This window comes from Pseudomonas flavescens, from assembly GCF_013408425.1.
In the GTDB taxonomy this organism is placed as follows: Bacteria; Pseudomonadota; Gammaproteobacteria; order Pseudomonadales; family Pseudomonadaceae; genus Aquipseudomonas; species Aquipseudomonas fulva_A.
Window position 1 is genome coordinate 194,401 of sequence record NZ_JACBYV010000001.1, and the last position, 21,731, is coordinate 216,131.

A 21,731-nucleotide genomic window follows, 5' to 3' on the forward strand; every position below is an offset into this window, starting at 1 on the left:
CTGGGCCGCTGTCATGTAGCGTTTGTGACATCAGTGTGGCGTTTTCGTGACAGCCCGCGCGCCATCGCTGACGCCGCCCTCGCGCACCCAGAACAGGGTCGCGCCTGCAACGGCGGCGGGCATCATCAGGATATTGACGAAGGGAATCAGCAGCGCGGCATAGGTGATGCCACCGAAACCCAGTGACTGCCAGCGTTTTTCACGCAGCCAGGCGAGCATGTCCTGCCAGCTCACCTTGTTGTTGTCCGCCGGGTAATCGATGTACTGGATGGCCATCATCCACACGCCGAACAGCAGCCACAGCGGCGCGGCCACCAGGTTGACCACCGGGATGAAGGAGAGGACCAGCAGGCCCAGCGCCCGGGGCAGGAAGTACGCCAGCTTGCGCGCCTCGCGGCCCAGGGTGCGCGGTACCATGGCAACCAGCTCGGCCCAACTGAACGGCGGGAAATTGTCCTCGCCACGTACCACCACCTCGACCTTCTCGGCGAGAAAGCCATTGAACGGTGCCGCGACGATATTGGCCAGCATGGTGAAGGTGAAGAACACCATCAGCACCACCAGAACCACGAACAGCGGCCAGAGAATGTACTGCAGGAAGCTCAGCCAGTTGGGCAGGCTCGGCATGAAGGCGTCTACCCAGCCGCTGAACTGCTGAATGGCGAAGCCGATCATCAGGCTGAACAGGAGCAGGTTGATCGCCAGGGGCAGCAGCACGAACAGTCGCAGGCCGGGGCTCAATACCAGCTTCAGGCCCTCGCTGAGGTATTGCGGGCCGGACAGCACGGGGGCGCGCATGACAATGTCTCCAGAAAATGAACGTCGCGCGACCTTACCCATTTTGCCGCCCCTGGGAAAGCGCGACGGCGTTACCACCGGCGTCATAGGCCACGGCTATGCGCGGGATTGGCAAAGGACATTTCCGTCCCTGTCCAGGTGGCCCGTAGTCTTCTCGCATCCCTTTGCGGAGCCACTTCTGGCAGATTCCTGCCCGTTGCCGAAGGCTCCCTTTCCCGGCAGATGTGCCGTGAGGAGTTTGCGATGTCCAGTGTGCGCCATGCGCGTGTGATCATTCTCGGGTCCGGCCCTGCCGGTTACAGCGCGGCGGTGTATGCCGCCCGTGCCAATCTCAGGCCACTGCTGATCACCGGGTTGCAGGCCGGCGGCCAACTGACCACTACCACGGAAGTGGACAACTGGCCCGGCGATGCCCATGGCCTGACCGGTCCGGATCTGATGCAGCGCATGCGGATCCACGCCGAGCGGTTCGAGACCGAAGTCGTCTACGACCATATCCAGGCGGTTGATCTGGCTGCGCGACCTTTCACCCTGGTTGGCGACAGCGTGTCCTACACGTGCGATGCACTGATCATCGCTACGGGAGCGAGCGCCCGTTATCTGGGGCTGGCCAGCGAGCAGGCGTTCATGGGCAAGGGCGTATCCGCCTGTGCCACGTGCGACGGTTTCTTCTACCGCAATCGCGAGGTCGCGGTGGTCGGCGGTGGCAATACGGCCGTGGAGGAAGCGTTGTACCTGGCCAATATCGCCAGTCGGGTGACGCTGATTCACCGGCGCGACGGCTTCCGGGCGGAAAAGATCCTGCAGGACAAACTGCAGGCTCGGGTTGCCGAGGGGCGCATCGTGCTGGCACTGAATGCCGAGGTGGATGAGGTGCTCGGTGATGCGTCGGGCGTTACCGGGGTGCGCTTGCGCGAGCGCGAAGGTGGCACCCGGGACTTGCAGGTGGACGGGCTGTTCGTGGCCATAGGGCACACGCCGAACACCGCACTCTTCGACGGTCAGTTGGCGCTCCGAGAGGGGTATCTGCAGGTCAATGGCGGCCGTGACGGCAATGTCACCGCCACCAGCATCGCTGGGGTATTCGCCGCCGGTGACGTAGCGGACAGCGTTTACCGGCAGGCCATTACCTCGGCGGGGGCTGGTTGCATGGCGGCTCTGGACGTGGAACGCTATCTGGATGGGCTCTGATCGTCGAAACTAGGCCGCATCGCTCCGGACGAGCGCTGAACGAAAATGCCCGTATCGATCGATACGGGCATCTTTTATCCGGCTCCGATACGGGTTTACAGATCGAAATCGTATTCGGCCAACTGCTTGTGCAGGCGTCGCTCCTCGAGAAAGTTGTCGATGATGCGTCGCTTGGTCAGGTTGGTTTTCGCCACTTCCACGGGCGCTTCGCTGTTGTCCGTTTCGTCACTGACGAAGTCGTCTTCCAGTTCCAGGTCTTCTTTGCCGTTGCTCATGCGCTTCACTCCCGGCTACAGGGGCCATTTGCCGACCTTATAAGGGCAAACGTGAAGCGAGTAAAAAAGATTTTTTCAATCGACTCATACAAGAACTGTATGAAGCCTCAATCGTCGGAGGTTTTCAGTTTGTATTCGCACAGGTCCTCGATCCGGCAACTGCCGCAGCGCGGCTTGCGCGCCTGGCAAACGTAGCGTCCGTGCAGGATCAACCAGTGGTGGGCATCGAGGAGGAAATCCCTGGGTACGAACTTCAGCAGTTTCTTCTCCACCTCCACCACATTCTTGCCTGGAGCGATGCCGGTACGATTGCTGACCCGGAAAATGTGCGTGTCCACCGCCATGGTCAACTGCCGAAAAGCGGTATTGAGCACCACGTTGGCGGTCTTGCGACCGACGCCTGGCAGCGCCTCCAGCGCTTCACGGGATTGCGGAACCTGGCTGCCGTGCAGCTCGACGAGCATGCGGCAGGTCTCGATGACGTTTTTGGCCTTGCTGTTGTACAGGCCGATGGTCTTGATGTATTCGCTGAGCCCTTCGACGCCCAGGGCCAGAATCGCTTCCGGGGTATTGGCCACCGGATAGAGTTTGGCGGTGGCCTTGTTGACCCCGACATCGGTGGCCTGAGCGGACAGAATCACCGCGATCAGCAGTTCGAAGGGTGTGCTGTAGGCCAGCTCGGTCTTCGGCTCCGGGTTGTCTTCGTGCAGGCGGCGGAAGATTTCAAGGCGTTTGGCGGCGTTCATCGTCAGGGCGGTTCACGGTAGTCGGCGCGCTCTAGGTGGCGCTGATATGCGCTTGCAGCCGGCGTTCGGCGACGGCAAGGCGTTCGAGTGCTGCATTCAGGGTGTCGCTTTCGGTGTCAGCGCTGCGTTGCAGTCTGCTCAGGTCGGCACGGGCGTAGGCCAGGTCGGTTTTCAGCTGGCGCAGTTCGGCGCTCACGCCGGCCTTGTCGACCAGTACGCGCTGGGGCGCGGGTTTGCCACAGCGCTGCTCGGCATCGTGCAGCGCCTGTTGCGCCGCGGCGTAGTCTGCCCGCAAGGTACTCAGCAGGGCGTCATCGACGCCTCGACGTTCGCCGGACTGCAGCGCTGCGCGGCGGTTGGCGACTTCGATCTTGGCCTGTTTCAGCGCCTGCTCCCCGGCATCGGATGTCTTGTCGGAGGGGGTGGGCAGTCGCTCGTCCAACTGCCGTTGTGCCTTCTCGGCTGCCTGGCGCAGTGTATCGAGCTGTCGTCGCTGGTGGGCATCGGGCGCTTCGCCAAAGGCCTTGAGTGCTTTCTGCAACTGCGCACGGCTCATCGCCGCATCGATCTTCGCCCGTTTCAACGCGCCATCGTCGCTGGCTGCCGCGACTGTGAGCGCTGATGGCACGGCGTGCTGAGCGACCTGGAGTGCCGCTGCGGCTTGCTCGCTGGCATGTTGCAGGGCATCGAGCTGCGCCGTGAACGGTGAGTCGGGGTGCATGGCCACCTGCTTGCGGATCTTCTCGTAGGCGACCTTGGCCATCGACGCTTCGATTTTCAGACGCTTGAGGCGTGCGGCCTGATCGTCATCGCTGGTGGCACGGCTAACCGCAGTTTCCGCCTGGGCGCGCGCGACCGGTGTGCTGCGTGCCGCGCGGCGGCGGGCATCGTCGCGGGCCTGGCGGGCCAGGCGTGCCTGATGGCGAGCACGAAACTGGTCGGCACGTTCGCGCTGAATGCTCGCCTGCGGCGCAGTCAGGGTGATCAGGTCGATGCAGTCCACCGGGCAGGGCGCGATGCACAGTTCGCAACCCGTGCATTCGTCGCTGATCACCGTATGCATCAGCTTGGCGGCGCCGACGATGGCATCCACCGGGCAGGCCTGGATGCATTTGGTGCAGCCGATGCACTCGGCTTCGCGGATCACCGCGATCTGCGCGGGTGTCGCCGGTAGCGCCAGTGGCAATTCCGGAACCTGCAGCAGGTTGGCCAGTGCGTGGATGGTGGCGGTGCCACCTGGCGGACACTTGTTGATCGCTTCGCCTGCAGCGATGCCCTCGGCATAAGGCTGGCAGCCCGGGTGGCCGCATTTACCGCATTGCGTCTGCGGTAGCAGGGCGTCTATGGCCGCGATGCGCAGGGCGTTGCTCATGGTCGAGGCACGCGGCGTCGCTCGCACGGGGTCTGCCCGTGGGAGCGCATGCAGGAAAGGTCGCGAGATTCGATCATGGGTGTTGCTGGTCTGGCTGAAACGTTGGCCGTGCATTATCCGGCATGCGCCGCGCCCGGTACAGCAGCACGGCGTCGCCTGGGCTGACTCAGGGCTTGTTGCGGGCGCGGCTGGCCTTGCGCCACAGCCAACGGACCAGCAGGGCCAGCGGGAACAGGATGATCACGAAGGGAATGCCGTAGCCGAGCAGCTTGAGGGCTTCCGTAGCGCCTTCGGTGGCGTTGTCGAGCATACCGCCAGCGGCTTCGCCAATACGTGCCAGGCGGCCGATCGGTTCGCCCTCGGTACTGAAACTCAGGGTCAGCAGGTTGGTGGTAAGACGGCGCTGCTGCTGGGCAGACTGCTGGGCCGCGCCCGCCAGCTGCACCTCCACCTCGGCCAGTTCCCGGGCCAGGGCGAGCATGTCGCTGACGCTGAGGTCTCCACGGGCCTGATACTGCAGCAGGGTTTTCTGCTGGCGTTCCAGGCGCTGGCGTTGCTGCTCGGTATCGTTGACGGCCTGGGCGAGGTCCTCGGCCCGGGTGTGACGGCTCTGCAGCTCGCCGCCTTCGCCGGCAAAGCCAACCAGCGGCTCGACGCCCGCCGGAGCGATGCGCACGGTAATGCTGGCTGCCTGGTAGTGGCCCTGGCTCTGCTCGATGGCCAGCAGGTCGCACTGGCCGAAGCGCTGGCTGCTGCACGCTTCACGCACGGCCGCCAGGCGCGGTTCGACCTGCTCGACGGGGAGGCGAATGCCCACGCTGTGCTCGTATGCGAGGAACGCGCCCGGCTGCGCGGTTTCACCCAATAGGGCCGCGCCATCGGGCGAGCGGCTGTCGCCGGACGGCGAGCAACCGCCGAACAACAGCAGCGAGGCGAAGAGGGCGAGCAGTGGGGGACGATTGAGAAACATCCTTGTACCTCGAGAGCTGTTGACGGTGTTGCTCCGCGCCTGCCAGGGCAGCATCAAGGCGGAGGTGGGGCGCAGTCCGATCGTTGCTCACGCTCTGCGTGGCAATGCCTCTCGGATGCACTATGTCCGATACTCAGTACATAAGGTGGATCGTGGCGCGTAGCTGAGGCTTTACCCAGCCACAATCTCGCGGTCAAAGCGGTGGATGAAAAGCGCGTCATCCACCCTATGGCCACTAACGCGCTTACTTGACGCGCTGACCCGGCTTGGCGCCGCTGTCCGGGCTGAGCAAGTAGATTTCTTCGCCGCCAGGGCCTGCAGCCAGCACCATGCCTTCCGACACGCCGAACTTCATCTTGCGTGCGGCCAGGTTGGCCACGTACAGCGTCAGGCGACCTTCGAGCTTGCTTGGGTCCGGATAAGCGCTCTTGATGCCGGAAAACACGTTGCGCTTCTCGTCACCGATATCCAGGGTGAGGCGCAGCAGCTTGTCGGCACCTTCCACGAACTCGCACTTCTCGATCAGCGCGATACGCAGGTCGACCGCCGCGAAGGCGTCGAAGGCGATTTCGGCGGCCAGCGGATCCTTCGTCAGTTCGCCATTGCCTCGGGGAGCGTCCTGCTGGGCGGCGGCGGCCAGGTCTTCCTTGGAGGCTTCGACCATGGCGTCGACCTTGGCCGCTTCGATGCGGCTGAGCAGTGGGGTGAACGGATTCAACTGATGATCGGCCAGCGGCGTGGCCAGGTCATCCCAGGCCAGCGGTGCGACGTTGAGGAAGGCTTCGGCATCGCGCGCCAGATGCGGCAGCACCGGCTTGAGGAAGATCACCAGTTGACGGAACAGGTTGACGCCCAAAGAACAGACCGCCTGCACCTCGTCGGCCTTGCCTTCCTGCTTGGCCAGCGACCATGGCGCCTTGTCGGCGATCCAGGCATTGGCCCGGTCGGCCAGGGCCATGATTTCACGCATGGCGCGAGCGAAGTCGCGGCTCTCGTAGGCTTCGGCGATGCTCGGTGCGGCGCTCTGGAAAGCATTCCACAGCTCAGGTTCGGGGTTGGCCGCTACCAGCACGCCGGCATTGCCCTTGTGGATGAAGCCGGCGCAACGGCTGGCGATGTTGACCACCTTGCCGACCAGGTCCGAATTGACCTTCTGGATGAAGTCCTCGAGGTTCAGGTCGAGATCATCGACGCCACGCCCGAGCTTGGCCGCGTAGTAGTAGCGCAGATATTCCGGGTTGAGGTGATCCAGATAGGTGCGCGCCTTGATGAAGGTGCCGCGCGACTTGGACATCTTCTGTCCGTTCACGGTCAGGTAGCCGTGCACGTTGATGGCGGTCGGTTTGCGGTAGCCGGCACCTTCGAGCATGGCAGGCCAGAACAGGGCGTGGAAGTTGACGATGTCCTTGCCGATGAAGTGATACACCTCGGCGCTGGAATCCTTCTTCCAGAACGCGTCGAAATCCAGTTCCGGGCGACGTGCGCAGAGGTTCTTGAAGCTGGCCATGTAGCCGATCGGCGCATCCAGCCAGACGTAGAAATACTTGCCCGGCTCGTCGGGAATCTCGAAGCCGAAGTAGGGTGCATCACGGCTGATGTCCCACTCGTGCAGGCCGCCATCGAGCCATTCGGCGAGCTTGTTGGCGACCGAGTCCTGCAGCGTGCCGCTACGCGTCCATTTCTGCAGCATGTCCTGGAACTGCGGCAGCTTGAAGAAGAAATGCTTGGAGTCCTTGAGCACCGGCACCGCACCGGAAATAGCCGAACGCGGGTCTTTCAGTTCGGTGGGCTCGTAGGTGGCACCGCATTTTTCGCAGTTGTCGCCGTACTGGTCGGGTGTCGCGCATTTCGGGCAGGTGCCCTTGATGAAGCGATCGGCCAGGAACATGCCTTTTTCCGGGTCGAAATACTGGGTCACCGAGCGAGTGGCAATGTGGCCATTGTCACGCAGCGCCTTGTAGATCGACTCCGACAGCTCGCGGTTTTCCGGCGAGTGGGTGGAGTGGAAGTTGTCGAACTCCACCAGGAAGTCGGCGAAGTCACCGCTGTGCTCGGCCTTGACGCCGTCGATCAGCTGTTCGGCGGTGATGCCTTCCTTTTCTGCACGCAGCATGATGGCCGAGCCGTGGGCATCGTCCGCGCAGACGTAGATGCACTGGTTGCCGCGCAGTTTCTGGTAGCGCACCCACATGTCGGTCTGGATGTACTCGAGCATGTGGCCAAGGTGGATCGAACCGTTGGCGTAGGGCAGGGCGCTGGTAACGAGAATCTGGCGAGCTTGGGACATTGTCAGGCTGTCATCGGGTGAAGGGAGGTCGGTCACTATAAAGTAACCGGGCGCGTTCCGGCCAGCGGGCAAATAGCGCTGACATCGACTTGAATTTAGAGGCGTAAGCGGGTTCCAACGGGAACCTTCCGCTCCCAGCAAGGAGATGAACCATGCCTGCAGTTTTACGTCCGCTCGCCTGTGCCACCGCTCTGGCTCTGTTGGTTGGCTGTGCCTCGAACAACCCCTACGACAACGCCGGTGGTGGCGCAGCCAGCGGCGGTGGCCACCGTACTGCCACCTACGGCGGCCTGGCGGCGCTTGCCGGTGCGGCGGTCGGCGCTGCAATCAGCCACGATGACCGCGGCAAGGGCGCGGCCATTGGTGCCGTGCTCGCCGGCGCTGCGGGTGCCGGCTACGGCTACTACGCCGACCGTCAGGAGGCCGAGCTGCGCCGCAGCATGGAGGGCACTGGTGTCGAGGTGCAGCGTCAGGGGGATGACATCAAGCTGATCATGCCCGGCAATATCACCTTCGCCACCGACTCCGCGGATATCGCGCCCAGCTTCTATGCACCGCTGAACAACCTGGCGACCTCGTTCCAGCAGTTCCAGAACAACAGCATCGAGATCGTCGGTTACACCGACAGCACCGGTTCACGTCAGCACAACATGGCGCTGTCCCAGCGTCGTGCGCAGAGCGTGACCAGCTACCTGACCGCCCAGGGCATCGACGGCAGCCGCCTGTCCAGCCGCGGTGCCGGCCCGGACCAGCCGATCGCCGACAACGCCACTGCCGATGGGCGTGCGCAAAACCGTCGCGTCGAGGTGAATCTCAAGCCGCTGCCCAGTCAGCCCGTGCAATGAGCATCGCAGGCTGGGGGCCTGCGGGTCTCCGGTCTGCATCTGGCTTGTAGCTCGGGTAGGATAGGCGTCTTTCCTGCCATCTCCGGAGCCAAGCATGAGCGCTGATATCCGCGCCGCGGTCGAAGCCGTGTTGCGCCAGTACACCGATCCCCATCTCGATCAGGATCCGCTCAGCGCCGGTTGCGTGCGCGCCATCGACGTCATGGGCGACCAGGTCAGCGTGAAGCTCGAACTGGGCTACGCTGCTGCGCTGTTCAAGCAGGGCTGGGCGCAGTTGCTGCAACTCGCCATCGAGAATATCGAAGGTGTACGCAGCGCCAGCGTAACGGTGAACTGCGTGATCGCCGCCCACAAGGCGCAGGCTCAGGTGCCGGCCCTGGCCAACGTCAAGAACGTCATCGCCGTGGCGTCCGGCAAGGGTGGGGTGGGCAAGTCCACCACCGCTGCCAACCTGGCCCTGGCATTGGCCCGCGAGGGCGCACGGGTGGGCATTCTCGATGCGGATATCTATGGGCCCAGCCAGGGCATCATGTTCGGCATTGCCGAAGGCACGCGGCCTCAGGTCCGTGAGCAGAAGTGGTTCGTGCCGCTCGAAGCCCATGGCGTGCAGGTGATGTCCATGGCTTTTCTCACCGACGACAACACCCCGGTGGTGTGGCGCGGGCCGATGGTCTCTGGCGCGTTGCTGCAGTTGGTCACCCAGACGGCCTGGGATGACCTCGATTATCTGATCATCGACATGCCGCCCGGCACTGGAGATATCCACCTGACCCTGGCGCAGAAAGTCCCGGTGGCGGGGGCGGTCATCGTCACCACGCCGCAGGATCTGGCCCTGCTCGACGCCCGCAAGGGCGTCGAGATGTTCCGCAAGGTGAACATTCCGGTGCTGGGCGTCGTGGAGAACATGGCCGTGCACATCTGTTCCAGCTGCGGCCATGCCGAGCATCTATTCGGTGAAGGGGGGGGCGAGAAGCTGGCTGCCCAGTTCGGCGTCGATCTGCTGGCCTCCATGCCACTGTCCATGGCCATTCGCATGCAGGCCGACGGCGGCAAACCGACGACCATCGCCGATCCGGAAAGCCAGATCGCCATGCTCTATCAGCAGGTAGCCCGTCAGGTCGGTGCGCGTATCGCCTCGAGTGCGGCGACGGCGCAGGTTATGCCGACCATCGTCATCGCTGACGATTGAAAACCGCTGCGCGCCCGCCTGGCGGGCGCGCAGGTAAATCGCAGGCATAAAAAAACCCCGCCGAAGCGGGGTTTTTTATAGAAAGAGCAGGTTAGATAACCTGAACTTCCTCAGCTTGCATGCCTTTCTGACCACGGGTGGCCACGAAGGAAACTTGCTGGCCTTCTTTCAGGCTCTTGAAGCCATCGCTCTGGATAGCTTTGAAGTGTACGAACAGGTCGTCACCGGATTGCGGAGTGATGAAGCCGTAGCCTTTCTCATCGTTGAACCACTTAACGGTGCCATTCTGACGATTGGACATGTGATGTCTCCTAATATCTAAATAAATAACAGCCCTGGAATAGGACCAGGCCGGGACTGAGTGCAACGAGTACTAGGAGTCGGACGATGTTTGGATCGAAATCTAGGCATCATGTAGCGATTCGCGGTGACACATGCAGCACAGTGGGGTCACCATACCCGCTTTTTTCGGGAAGTGCGAATGGTCTGTAAGTCTTTCTGCGATTTCCTTGCATTCTCCTCGTTGGCTTATAGCCGAAACGCTGTGTCAAGAGGCTTTGAACCCGAACCTTCAGCCCGGTAAGATGCGCTCACTTTTTCACCGAACAGACCTTCAGGACGGCCCCGCCATGAGCATCAAATCAGACAAGTGGATTCGCCGCATGGCCCAGGAACACGGCATGATCGAGCCGTTCGTCGAGCGCCAGGTGCGTAGCGAAGGCGGTCAGCAACTGATCTCCTACGGTGTGTCGAGCTACGGCTACGACGTGCGCTGCGCCGATGAATTCAAGGTCTTCACGAATATCAACTCCGCCACCGTCGACCCGAAGAATTTCGATGAGAAAAGCTTCGTCGATATCAAGAGTGACGTGTGCATCATCCCGCCGAACTCGTTCGCCCTGGCTCGTACCGTGGAGTTCTTCCGTATTCCTCGCAACGTGCTGACCATCTGCCTGGGCAAGAGCACCTACGCGCGCTGCGGCATCATCGTCAACGTCACGCCGCTGGAGCCGGAATGGGAAGGGCACGTGACCCTGGAGTTTTCCAACACCACCACACTGCCCGCGAAGATCTATGCCAACGAGGGCGTTGCGCAGATGCTGTTCCTCGAGTCCGACGAGGCCTGTGAGGTGTCGTACAAGGACCGTGGCGGCAAGTATCAGGGGCAGCGCGGGGTCACCCTGCCCAGGGCCTGATACGGCCTCTGCGGCGCGCTGCCAAGAAACCGGGATTTTCCCGGTTTTTTTGTGCGCAGCGGTTACCCGATGCTCAAGATCTTGACGGCGTGGGGTCAAATCGCAGGCAAAAAAATGGGCGCTTCATGCGCCCGGAGAAATCAATCGATGCCTAGTTTCTGAGTGGATGCGCCCCATGAAGTTCCAAAGGATTTATAGGGCGAACTGTTCACGGGTGGCAGGTCTACATGGTTATCAAGGCGCGCGACTTCGCGTGCCAGCAACAATGCCACCGCTGGAGACACACTATGAGTCAATGGAATATCGCCTACAGCAGAGATGAGGCGGCAGAAGTCCTCAAGGTCAAATCGAAAGACAAACCCAGTCTGGAACAAGCCGTGATCTGGCTGCTGGAGTGGGCCGAAGAGAATCTGGAGCGCCTCGAACCGAAGGAGCAGCCCCGTGAGGAGCAGACTCCCGCAGTTCGCCTGGAGGAGCGCTTCGGCATCACCATCACCGGCATCGCCCGAGACTGACGACCATGCGGCTCGGGCTCAGGCGCGAGCGCGCTCCTTGCTCGCCGGCTCTGCAACGGAGGCGGAGCGGCGTGCATTCATGGGTTCGACCTTGCGCTGCTTCTCGTGCAGGAAACTCAGCACCGCATGGCGATAGGCGTTGTAACGCGGATCGTCCGCCAGTGCGATGCGATCACGGGGCCGCGGCAGATCGATGGTGAGGATCTCGCCGATGGTCGCCGACGGGCCGTTGGTCATCATCACGATGCGATCGGAGAGCAGCACCGCCTCGTCGACGTCGTGGGTGATCATCATCACCGTATTGTGCAACTCGCTCTGGATACGCATCACCTCGTCCTGCAGATGGGCGCGGGTCAACGCATCGAGTGCGCCGAAGGGTTCATCGAGCAGCAACACCTTGGGTTCCATGGCCAGCGCGCGGGCGATGCCGACGCGCTGTTTCATGCCACCGGAAATTTCGTTGGGCCGCTTGTGCAGGGCGTGGCCCATGCTTACCAGTTCCAGATGATGCAGCGTCCAGTCACGGCGCTCGGCCTTGCTCTTGGTGCGCTTGAAGACCTTGTCGACGGCCAGGGCGACGTTTTCCTGCACCGTCAGCCAGGGCAGCAGCGAGTGGTTCTGGAACACCAGGCTACGATCCGGGCCGGGGCCGCGAACTTCTCTGCCATCCAGAATCACCGCACCGCTGCTGGAGTCGGTCAGGCCGGCGACGATGTTCAGCACCGTCGACTTGCCGCAACCGGAGTGGCCGATGATGGAGATGTACTCGCCGCGCTCGACGTTGAGGTTGATCTGGTTCAGCACATGGGACGTGACGCCGTCACGCTCGAAGTACTTTTCCACGTTTTCGATGCTCAGGTAGTGCTTGCTCATATCCGTATTCCTCAGGCCGATGTGCCGCGGGTGATGCGATTGCCGACGAACAGCACCAGGCGATCGAGCAGGAAGCCGACCACGCCGACGTAGACCAGGGCGAGAATGATGTCGCTGATGCGCGAGGCGTTCCACGCGTCCCAGATGAAGAAGCCGATACCCACGCCCCCGATCAGCATCTCTGCAGCGATGATCGCCAGCCAGGACAGCCCCACGCCGATGCGCAGCCCGGAGAAGATGTAGGGCGCGGCGGCGGGCAACATGATCTTCTGGAAGTACTCCACGCCATTGAGGCGCAGCACCTTGGCGACGTTGCGGTAGTCCTCGGGGATATTGCGGATGCCCACCGAGGTGTTGATGATGATCGGCCAGATGGCGGTGATGAAAATCACGAACAGGGCCGACGGGTGACTGTCCTTGAAACCGGCCAGCGAAAGCGGCAACCAGGCCAGCGGCGGGACGGTACGCAGGATCTGGAACAGCGGATCGAGGCCGCGCATGGCCCAGGTCGACTGGCCGACCAGCACCCCCAGGGCGACGCCGACGACCACCGCCAGGGCATAGCCGTAGGCTACGCGCTCGAGGCTGGCGAGCAACTGCCAGGCCATGCCGACGTCGGTGCCGCCATTGTCATAGAACGGATTGACGATCAGCTCCCAGGTGTCTTCGATGACTTGGCTGGGCGGCGGCAGCGAAGCATTGGCGCCGCTGCATAGCAATTGCCAGATCAGCAGCAGTGCCGCGGTGATCACCAGAGGCGGCAGCACCGATTGCATCAGCGTGGTCGACAGCCGTTTCAGCCAGCTTGGAGCGATGACACCAGCCGGCAGGGCCAGCGATTTTACGGGCGCATTCATGGGGCGGTTCTCCGGTTAGGCCTTCAGGGACAGGCTGTCGAGATAGGCTTGCGGGTTCTGCGGGTCGAAGGTCTTGCCGTCGAAGAAGGTCTCGACGCCGCGCGATTTGGATGGCGGAATCTGCTCGGCAGGCACCGCGAGCTCGGCGGCGGCCTGGCGCCAGATGTCTTCGCGATTGACGGTGTCGATCAGTGCCTGGCTGTCGAAATCCTTCGGCAGGTAGCCCCAGCGTTTGTTTTCGGTCAGGAACCACAGGTCGTGGCTCTGGAAAGGATAGGAGGCGAACTCGCTCCAGAAGCGCATCACGTGCGGGCTGTTTTCCACCACGCGGCCGTTGCCGTAGTCGATGTTGCCTTGCAGGCGTGCCAGCAGATCCTTGGCAGGAGCGCCGATCCAGCGGCGCTTGGCACAGATCTCGGCGACCTGCTCCTTGTTCTCCGCCGCTTCGCAGAACATCTGCGCTTCCATCACCGCCTTGAGCAGCGCACGGGTAGCGTTGGGGTTGGCGTCGACGTAATCGGCGCGCAGCGACAGGGCCTTTTCCGGGTGATTGGCCCACAGTTCGCCAGTGGTGACCGCGCTGTAGCCGATGCCCTGGTTGATCAGCTGCGCGTTCCAAGGCTCACCGACGCAGAAGGCGTCCATGCTGCCGACCTTCATGTTGGCGACCATTTGCGGTGGCGGGATCACCACCGTCGGCAGATCCTTGTTGGGCTCGATGCCGCCGGCTGCCATCCAGTAGCGCAACCACAGGTCGTGGGTGCCGCCGGGAAAGGTCATGGCCGCGGCGATTTTCTGGCCCTTGGCAAGTTTGGCGGCGACGGCCTGCTTGAAGGCGCTGGCGTCGGTGCCGAGTTTGAGGTCCTGGTATTCCTTGCTGATGGAAATGCCCTGACCGTTGAGGTTCAGGCGCGCCAGCACATACATCGGCAATGGGGTGTTGTTGGTGGTGACCTTGCCGGCGGCCATCAGATAGGGCATCGGCGTGAGGATATGGGCACCATCGATGCCGCCACTGCCGGCGCCAAGCACCAGATTGTCGCGAGTGGTGCCCCACGACGATTGCTTGAGCACTTCCACGCCGGTCATCCCGTGCTTGGCGAACAGGCCCAGTTCATCGGCCACGAACAGCGGTGCGGCGTCGGTCAGGGCGATGAAGCCGAGCTTGGCCTTGGTGGTCTCCAGACCATCGCTGCCGGCAGCCCATACCGCGCTGCTCAGCCCCGCCGGCAGCAGGCTCATCAGCGCACCGCCACCAAGCAGACCCATGGACTGCTTGAGAAAGGTACGGCGCGGCTGGCTGGTGCTGTCGTCGATGCTCGGCAATGTACGTGGCTTGTCGTCCATATCGTTTTCCCCAAAAGGCACGCATAAAAAAACGGCGTCACTCTCATGGCAGCGCTCGGGCTGCAACGAGGGTGGACGCCGTTGTCCAGAATTCGGATTGTGGAGGGGCAGTGCCTGCCTCACTCATGATGGACTTAGCAGGTTGCATGCCAGACATCCTGTCGCCTGATTCGACGGCGAGGCGATCGCCGCCGTGCAGCATACATCGATGCGTTAACTGCTTGAGAAGGAAGGCTTTTCGAAGCGCGTCCGACACGCGTCGACCATCCGCGAGCCAAGCGGGCGACATTTGCCGCCGCACAGCAGCAGGGCGCGATGTCCCTTCAGTGCGCGCAGCAGGTGCATGGCGAGTTCGTTTTTGGGCATCGGGAGAATGCGGTCGAGCGAGGCGATACTGAGGGTGGAGTTCGAACTGGGTGCTGGCGGTTCAGCGAAAACTGCTTTCACGGGCGGGAATCGCTGCGCTATCTCCGTGTATCAAAAAACGCTTGTTTCGATGGGTCGACATCAAAAGCAGACATTGTTGCCTTACCTGTGGGAACGGGCGTCCCCGCCCGCTCCCACAGAGACTGCACCGATGATCGCTGCAGCCATTGCACATGGCTGCAGCGTCGAAAGATCGTGAATAGATTCGAGCAGGGATGGCGAGCGATGCCTGGCAGGCAAGCGCTCCACTCAGCCGCGCTTGCCCTTGTCTGCGCGCGGATTTTCCTGGGCCTTGCGGGCGGCGAAGGCGAGCAGGCTCTGGGCCACGTCGACCAGCCGCATGCTGCGTTCCATGGCGGATTGGCGCAGGCGTGCGTAGGCATCTTCTTCACTGAGCCGGTAATCGTTCATCAGCAGCTTCTTGGCTCGCTCGATCAGCTTGCGTTCGTTGAGGGTCTCGCGGGTTTCCTTGAGCTCGTCGCTGACCCGCTGCAGACGCTGGTTCTGCTCGTGCAGCAGGTCGAGCACCGAGCGCGCCAGGTGGTTGCCCACCGAATCCTGAGGCGCACTGTCCAGCGTGCTGCTGTGCACGCTGAACAGCAGCGCCTGATCGCTGCCGACATCCATCTGCGCCAGGCGCTTGAGCAGCGTGCGATGGTTGTCCAGGTCTGCATGGGCCTCGGCGATACTGCTACGGCAATGCTCCAGCAGGCGATTGGCGAGGTGGTTTTCCACCTCCTTCATGGCATCGATGCGCCGGGTATTGAGTTCGAACCACAGCTCACAGAGGCTTGGATCCACGGTGGCATTGGCCGAGGTACGCTTGGCGATGCCGCGCAGGCTGATCACCTGAGCGACGGTGTCGCCACCGTGAATCTGCTGCCAGAGCGCCACTGCTTCGTTATCGGCGAACTCGCCGAACACATCGAAGCAGCGCTCCTGGCCGTCTTCGAGATGCTGCAGGCGCTCCTGCAACTCGGCATCGAAATGCCCGCGCGAGAAGCCTTCCACGCCGGCAGCGCGCTCCTGGCCGGCCAGCTCCTTGCCCTGCATGAAGTTGAACATGGCCACCAGCAGCCGGGTGATGCCTGGATCGACAGCGGTATCGGCGGCTTCGAAGACCACGGCCAGCAAGCCGCCGATCAGCCGTGTGAAGGCCTGGGTGGCCAGGCGTGGCGTGGGCTCCAGTTCACGGATACGACGCCGCAATCCGGGCAGTTCGTCCAGGCCATGCAATACATAGGCGATGCGGTTGAACAGACGGGCACGGTCCGCGGCATTGGCCTGGGCGGTATCCATGGCCATGAAGCATTCGTGTACCTGGCGCTCTACGGCGGCTGATTCGGCACTGTGTGCATCAAGTTGGTGCAGGTAATGGCTCGACTGGTTGCCGAGATAGATGTTGGAGTAGCCCCGTTCCTTCTGCAGGTGGTGCACCAACTGGCTGATATGGGTCACCAGTTGGCAGGTGAAGGACAGGCTTTCCAGGCCCTGCAGCTCGCAACGGCGGGCGGCGAGCATGAAACGCAGGGCGGCAGGCATGGTGGTGTCAGGCATGAGGGCAGTCTTTCAGGCAGTACGGTTGAACTAAAACAGTGCAAATAGCAGTCCAGTTGCCTTTGCCGGACTGCTTTTGGCTCAGGCGCTGCGCATCTCCAGTTCTCTGGCGGCGTCCATGGCGGCGCCGACCACGTCGCCAATCACCAGAATGGCCGGGCTTTTCAGCCTGAACGCCAAGGCGGCGTCGGCCATCTCCAGCAGGGTGCTGCGGCATTCGCGTTGATCCGGCAGCGAGGCGTTCTCGATCATCGCCACGGCGGTATGCGCCGCCATGCCTGCCTCGAGCAGATGCTGGCGGGTATCGGCCAGGGTGGCGATGCCCATGTACACCACCAGCGTCGTGCCGCTGTCGGCCAGCGCCTGCCAGTTGGGCGAGCTGCCATCCTGAGTGTGTGCGGTCACCAGGGTGACGCCGCGGGCGACACCGCGCAGCGTCAGGGAGATACCGCAGCGGGTCGCCGCGGCCAGGCCGGCGGTGATGCCGTTGACGATCTCGCAGTGCACGCCGCGGGCGGCCAGCCAGTCGGCCTCTTCGCCACCACGACCGAAGATGCACGGGTCACCCCCCTTGAGGCGTGCGACCACCTTGCCCTGGCGGGCATAGCGCAGCATCAGGCGATGGATGAAGGCCTGGGGCGTTGAGCGGCAGCCTCCGCGCTTGCCCACGCGGATCACCCGGGCACCGGGGCAGTGCTCCAGCACCTGCGGGTTGACCAGGTCATCGATCAGCACCACGTCGGCCAGGCCGAGGGCACGCACCGCCTTGAGGGTGAGCAGTTCCGGGTCGCCTGGGCCGGCGCCGATCAGCCAAACGCTTGGGTTCATCACGGTAATCCTTCTCTGTAGGGGCTGTTGACGTTTCCGCACGGCAACGCGGCTCGCGCTGAAACGTCAACAGACCCTAGGTTCAACCCAGTCTTCGCTAGGCTTCGATGGTCTGTAGCGCCAGCAGACGCTTGATTTCAGGTACGCAGGAGCCGCACTGGGTGCCGCAGCCGAGATTCTGTTTGAGCGCGATCAGGTCGCAGCCGCGCTCGATGCCCTCGCGCACTGCCGCCTCGCTGACGTTCATGCAGGTGCACAGGGTCTTGCCGGTCTGCGGGCGAGTCTGGCCGGGCGGGCTCTGCATTGGCGCCAGCAGCCAGCGGCGCAGCCCCAGGCCGCTGTCGTCATCGAGCGAGGTCTGATTTTGCCAGAGGTCGCGCAGCCAGCCACGAGCCAGGGTTTCACCGCTCAGGGAGAAGCCTGTCAGGCGACCGCCGTCGATACGCACGCGCTTGTGAATGGGCTGGCGGCCAGGGTCGCCACGAGGGTCGTCGTAGCGGATCACCGGTCCTTCGGCCAGGCCCAGTTGTTCCTGAAGCAGCTCGAGCAGCCCGGCATCGGGCGCATGATGGTGGGCGACGCGCATCACCAGTGCCGAGGTCTCGCGGCCGGCCAGGCCGAAGCTGGCGTAGGCGAAGGTTTCGCACAGCGGGCGCAGGGCTTGCAGGCGTTGCTGAACATCACCTTCGATCAGCGCGTGGAAGCTCCAGGGCAGGTCGATGGGCTGCACGTCGATGCCGGCGTGTTTCAGCTCCGGCTGCTTCGATAGCGGATCGAACGCCGGCAGGGTCAGGACATTGACGCCCAGGCCCTTGAGAAAGCGATCTCCCCAGTGCATGGGCAGGAACGCCTGGCCCTGTTGCAGACTGGCGTCGGTCTGTACGCGCACCACCAGTGTGCCGCGGCGGCTGCGCACTTCGACCAGTTGGCCGTTCTGCAGGTGCCGTTGCGCCATGTCGTGCGGGTGCAGATCGAGCAACGGTTCCTCGACATGGGCGAATAGCCGTGCCGCGGTGCCGGTACGGCTCATGCCATGCCACTGATCGCGCAGGCGCCCGGTGTTGAGCGTCAGCGGGTAGTGCCTGTCGCGTTGCTCTTTGGCCGGCTGGTAGGCCTCGGCGATGAAACGTGCGCGGCCGTTGGCGCTCGGAAAACGGCCGTCGCCATAGAGGCGCGGCGTGCCGCTCTGCGCACCTTCGGGAAAGGGCCATTGCTGCGGGCCACGTGCTTCCAGCAGCGCGTAGTCGAGGCCGCAGAGATCCAGATCTCGACCGCGTGTCAGGACCTTGTATTCCTCGAACAGCTGCTCGCACTTCTCGAAGGCGAAATGCCCGGACGGCACGCCCGGCAGGCGGGTTTCCAGGCGCCTGGCGAAGTCGCAGGTGATCGACCAGTCGGCCCGCGCCTCACCAGGTGCCGGTACGGCACGGCGCACGCGACTGACGCGGCGCTCGGAGTTGGTCACCGTGCCCTCCTTCTCGCCCCAGCTGGCGGCCGGCAACAGCAGGTCGGCGTAGCGGCAGGTTTCGGTGGTGAAGAAAGCCTCCTGCACGACCACGAAAGGGCAGTCGCTCAGGGCCTTGTGAATGCTGTGCTGGTCCGGCATGGACTGGGCCGGGTTGGTGCAGGCGATCCACAGCGCCTTGATCTTGCCGCTGCCCACTGCCTCGAACAGCTCGATGGCGCTGAGGCCAGGGGTTTCCGGCAGAGCGTCGACGCCCCAGTAAGCGGCCACTTCGGCGCGGTGTTCCGGGTTGGCGGCTTCACGGTGACCGGGCAGCAGATTGGACAGGCTACCGGTTTCCCGACCGCCCATGGCATTGGGCTGGCCGGTAAGGGAAAAGGGCCCGCTGCCGATCTTGCCGATCTGCCCGGTGGCCAGGTGCAGGTTGATGATCGCGGCGTTCTTTGCGGTGCCGGCGGTGGACTGATTGACGCCCATGCACCACAGCGACAGAAAACGCGGCGAGCTGCCGATCCAGTCCGCACAGCGGCGCAAATCCGCTTCGCTGATTGCGCAGAGCTGGGCGACGCGCGCAGGCTCGTAGTCGGCGACCAACGCGTGTAGCGCCTCGAAGCCTTCGGTGTGCGCCTCGATGAAAGCGTGGTCGATACGCCCCTGTTCCAGCAGCAGGTGCAGCACGCCGTGCAGGAGCGCCACATCGCTGCCGGGCGCGATGGCCAGGTGCAGGTCGGCGAGGTCGCAGGTGTCGGTGCGCCGCGGGTCGACGACGATCACCTTCATCTGCGGGTTTGCTGCCTTGGCCGCCTCCAGACGGCGAAACAGGATCGGGTGGGCATAGGCCATGTTGCTGCCGATGATCAGTAGCGTGTCGGCCTGCTCGATGTCTTCGTACGAGCAGGGCGGCGCATCGGCACCCAGGCTGCGCTTGTAGCCGACCACGGCCGACGACATGCACAGGCGTGAATTGCTGTCGATATTGTTGGTGCCGACCAGCGCGCGGGCCAGCTTGTTGAAGGCGTAGTAGTCCTCGGTCAGCAACTGCCCGGAGATATAGAACGCGACGCTGTCCGGGCCGTGCTGGCGAATCGTTTCGGCGAACACATCGGCAGCATGATCGAGGGCGCTGTCCCAGTCGGTACGAACACGACCCAGCCCTTTGCCGAGGCGCAGTTCGGGGTACAGGGCGCGGGCGGCGAGATCGCCGGTCAGGTGCAGCGATGCGCCCTTGCTGCACAGCTTGCCGAAGTTCGCCGGGTGCGCGGGATCGCCGCTGACGCCAAGAATGCGCTTGCCGTCGTGCTCGATCAGCACGCCGCAGCCGACGCCGCAATAACAGCAGGTCGACGCGCTGGTGCGTGTCACGCCGCTGAGTTCCTGAACACCCATCAGGCCGCTCCCTGCAGGAGAATCGGATCGGTGCTGCAGGTGGATGACAGGCTGCTCACCGCATCCTCGCCGAACATCAGCATGTCGCGGATATCCGCCACCTGGCGACCTTCGCGGATCAGTTGCAGATACCAGGCGCCATCGGCGGTATCGCCATACAGGCAGGCGCCGACCAGCACGTCGTTCTTCAGCACCAGTTTGCGATAGCTGCCAGTGATCGGGTCGTCGAGAACGATACTCTGCGTCCCTGGGCCGCCAGCGAAGTCACCTGCGGAGAACAGGTCGATACCGGTGACCTTTAGCTTGGTGGCGGTCAGCGAGCCGAGATAGCGGCGAAAGCCCTGCATGGCCAGGTGGCTGGCACATACCCGCGCCTGTTCGAACAATGGTGCCACCAGGCCGTAGGCGACGCCACGGTGGCTGACGCACTCGCCGACGGCGTAGACCCGGGGGTCGAAGCTCTGCAGCGTATCGTTGACCAGAATACCGCGCGCGCAGGGCAGGCCTGCGTGCTGGGCCAGTTCGATGTTGGGGCGAATACCGGCGGCCATCACCACCAGGTCGGCGGGCAGTTGTTCACCATCGCTGAAGCGCACGGCGCTGACCCGGCCGCTGTCGGTGCCGATCAGCTCGGCGGTCTGCTTGCCCAGGGCGAAGTGCAGGCCGCGTCGTTCCAAGGCGCTCTGCAGCAGCCTGCCAGCACGCTCGTCGAGCTGGCGTTCCAGCAGGGTGGCGCCGTTGTGTACCACGCTCACATCCATGCCACGCAGCTTGAGGCCATGTGCCGCCTCCAGACCGAGCAGGCCGCCGCCGATGACCACCGCACGACGGTGCAGGTTGGCGCTGTCGAGCATGCAGCGGGTGTCGGCGATATCCCGGTAGCCGATCACGCCTGCCAGACCATTGCCCGGTATCGGCAGGATGAATGGCCGCGAGCCGGTGGCGATCAACAGTCGGTCATAATCGGCACTGCTGCCATCATCGGCGATCACCCGGCGGTGCACCCGGTCGATTTCCACCACCTTGCGGCCCAGCAGCAGATGGATGCCGTGCTCGGTGTACCAGCTCAATTCGTTGAGCACGATGTCATCGAAGGTCTGTTCGCCCGCCAGCACCGGTGAGAGCAGGATGCGGTTGTAGTTGGGGTGCGGCTCGGCGCCGAACACGGTGATGTCGTAGAGGTCGGGAGCGATCTTGAGCAGTTCCTCCAGCGTGCGTACGCCGGCCATGCCATTGCCGATCATCACCAGTTTCAATCGTTTCATCCGCTACCTCCGTGGCCCTGAGTGAATCGCGGCAAACAAAAAAAGGCGTCCTGCACCGTAGTGCAAGGACGCCTTTGTCCGATCCCGATTCGTTTCGGGGAGCCCTGCCGGCTACCGGCGTGCTCTATGTCTGCAGGGACATGAGCAGGGAGTGTGCCAATTGCCCGGGAACGGCGCGGCAGAGTCGTACCGCAAGCAGAAAATGGCTCCGAGAGTCAGCGGCGCGAAGCCGCAACCCCGCGTCGCCCAGTTCCTGGCCGTGATTGGGCGGGGCAGGGCGCAGCCAGCATCCTGTGCCGCTGGCTACGCCTGATCGACCCTATGGTGAGGGCTATCTCTGCGC

The 21,731-nt window shown here is 63.3% G+C and carries 20 protein-coding genes; 5 read left to right on the plus strand and 15 right to left on the minus strand.

All coding sequences use genetic code 11. From position 1 onward, the window contains the following. Positions 1–30 precede the first annotated feature (30 nt). Positions 31–798, minus strand: a complete 768-nt coding sequence (gene cysZ / locus FHR27_RS00835; RefSeq protein ID WP_179537533.1) for a sulfate transporter CysZ — start codon at positions 796–798, stop codon at positions 31–33. A gap of 243 nt (positions 799–1,041) precedes the next feature. Here cysZ and trxB point away from each other — a divergent pair, with 243 nt between their 5' ends. Beyond that, a complete protein-coding gene (gene trxB, locus FHR27_RS00840; protein WP_179537534.1) occupies positions 1,042–1,989 on the plus strand; it encodes a thioredoxin-disulfide reductase in 948 nt (315 codons plus the stop codon). 95 nt (positions 1,990–2,084) lie between these two features. Here trxB and FHR27_RS00845 read toward each other — a convergent pair whose 3' ends face one another. From FHR27_RS00845 to metG, 5 genes are all read right to left on the minus strand, one after another. Further along, positions 2,085–2,264, minus strand: a complete 180-nt coding sequence (locus tag FHR27_RS00845; protein ID WP_042555228.1) for a PA3496 family putative envelope integrity protein — start codon at positions 2,262–2,264, stop codon at positions 2,085–2,087. A gap of 107 nt (positions 2,265–2,371) precedes the next feature. Next, positions 2,372–3,010, minus strand: a complete 639-nt coding sequence (gene nth, locus FHR27_RS00850; RefSeq protein WP_042555229.1) for an endonuclease III — start codon at positions 3,008–3,010, stop codon at positions 2,372–2,374. Positions 3,011–3,041: 31 nt separating this feature from the next. Next, positions 3,042–4,382, minus strand: a complete 1,341-nt coding sequence (locus FHR27_RS00855; RefSeq protein WP_042555355.1) for an RnfABCDGE type electron transport complex subunit B — start codon at positions 4,380–4,382, stop codon at positions 3,042–3,044. Positions 4,383–4,548: 166 nt separating this feature from the next. Next, positions 4,549–5,352 (minus strand): DUF4349 domain-containing protein, encoded by an 804-nt coding sequence (locus FHR27_RS00860; protein WP_179537535.1) that lies wholly within the window; start codon positions 5,350–5,352, stop codon positions 4,549–4,551. Between the two features lie 244 nt (positions 5,353–5,596). After that, positions 5,597–7,639: a methionine--tRNA ligase gene (metG, locus tag FHR27_RS00865; RefSeq protein ID WP_179537536.1), complete on the minus strand. Its 2,043-nt coding sequence runs from the start codon at positions 7,637–7,639 to the stop codon at positions 5,597–5,599. Positions 7,640–7,791: 152 nt separating this feature from the next. Between metG and FHR27_RS00870 the strand changes: the two genes are divergently transcribed. Together FHR27_RS00870 and apbC are read left to right on the plus strand one after the other, a co-directional pair. Next, entirely contained in the window at positions 7,792–8,484 is a 693-nt protein-coding gene (locus tag FHR27_RS00870) for an OmpA family protein (protein WP_179537537.1), read from the plus strand. A gap of 94 nt (positions 8,485–8,578) precedes the next feature. Then, entirely contained in the window at positions 8,579–9,673 is a 1,095-nt protein-coding gene (gene apbC, locus FHR27_RS00875; protein ID WP_042555233.1) for an iron-sulfur cluster carrier protein ApbC, read from the plus strand. 91 nt (positions 9,674–9,764) lie between these two features. On the opposite strand, the gene FHR27_RS00880 is transcribed toward apbC, so the two are convergent. Next, positions 9,765–9,974, minus strand: a complete 210-nt coding sequence (locus FHR27_RS00880; protein ID WP_042555234.1) for a cold-shock protein — start codon at positions 9,972–9,974, stop codon at positions 9,765–9,767. Between the two features lie 328 nt (positions 9,975–10,302). On the opposite strand from FHR27_RS00880, the gene dcd reads away from it, so the two are divergent. Next, positions 10,303–10,869: a dCTP deaminase gene (gene dcd / locus FHR27_RS00885; protein ID WP_042555235.1), complete on the plus strand. Its 567-nt coding sequence runs from the start codon at positions 10,303–10,305 to the stop codon at positions 10,867–10,869. 287 nt (positions 10,870–11,156) lie between these two features. Next, a complete protein-coding gene (locus tag FHR27_RS00890) occupies positions 11,157–11,384 on the plus strand; it encodes a hypothetical protein (RefSeq protein ID WP_042555236.1) in 228 nt (75 codons plus the stop codon). Positions 11,385–11,402: 18 nt separating this feature from the next. On the opposite strand, the gene FHR27_RS00895 is transcribed toward FHR27_RS00890, so the two are convergent. From FHR27_RS00895 to FHR27_RS00930, 8 genes are all read right to left on the minus strand, one after another. Beyond that, positions 11,403–12,257, minus strand: a complete 855-nt coding sequence (locus FHR27_RS00895) for an ABC transporter ATP-binding protein (protein ID WP_042555237.1) — start codon at positions 12,255–12,257, stop codon at positions 11,403–11,405. Between the two features lie 11 nt (positions 12,258–12,268). After that, entirely contained in the window at positions 12,269–13,114 is an 846-nt protein-coding gene (gene ntrB, locus FHR27_RS00900) for a nitrate ABC transporter permease (RefSeq protein ID WP_042555238.1), read from the minus strand. Positions 13,115–13,129: 15 nt separating this feature from the next. Further along, positions 13,130–14,461, minus strand: a complete 1,332-nt coding sequence (locus tag FHR27_RS00905) for a CmpA/NrtA family ABC transporter substrate-binding protein (RefSeq protein ID WP_179537538.1) — start codon at positions 14,459–14,461, stop codon at positions 13,130–13,132. A gap of 213 nt (positions 14,462–14,674) precedes the next feature. After that, positions 14,675–14,908 (minus strand): hypothetical protein, encoded by a 234-nt coding sequence (locus tag FHR27_RS00910; protein ID WP_179537539.1) that lies wholly within the window; start codon positions 14,906–14,908, stop codon positions 14,675–14,677. A 228-nt stretch (positions 14,909–15,136) separates the two neighbouring features. Beyond that, positions 15,137–16,444 (minus strand): nitrate regulatory protein, encoded by a 1,308-nt coding sequence (locus tag FHR27_RS00915; protein ID WP_179537540.1) that lies wholly within the window; start codon positions 16,442–16,444, stop codon positions 15,137–15,139. An 81-nt stretch (positions 16,445–16,525) separates the two neighbouring features. Beyond that, positions 16,526–17,272, minus strand: a complete 747-nt coding sequence (gene cobA / locus FHR27_RS00920) for a uroporphyrinogen-III C-methyltransferase (protein WP_042555241.1) — start codon at positions 17,270–17,272, stop codon at positions 16,526–16,528. A gap of 97 nt (positions 17,273–17,369) precedes the next feature. Further along, positions 17,370–20,123, minus strand: coding sequence for a nitrate reductase (locus tag FHR27_RS00925; protein ID WP_218878438.1), 2,754 nt, complete (start codon positions 20,121–20,123; stop codon positions 17,370–17,372). Continuing rightward, the gene (locus FHR27_RS00930) at positions 20,123–21,388 is read right to left on the minus strand and encodes an NAD(P)/FAD-dependent oxidoreductase (protein ID WP_156152756.1); all 1,266 of its coding nucleotides are present in this window, start codon (positions 21,386–21,388) and stop codon (positions 20,123–20,125) included. Before FHR27_RS00930 ends, FHR27_RS00925 begins: the two co-directional genes overlap by 1 nt. Positions 21,389–21,731: the final 343 nt, after the last annotated feature.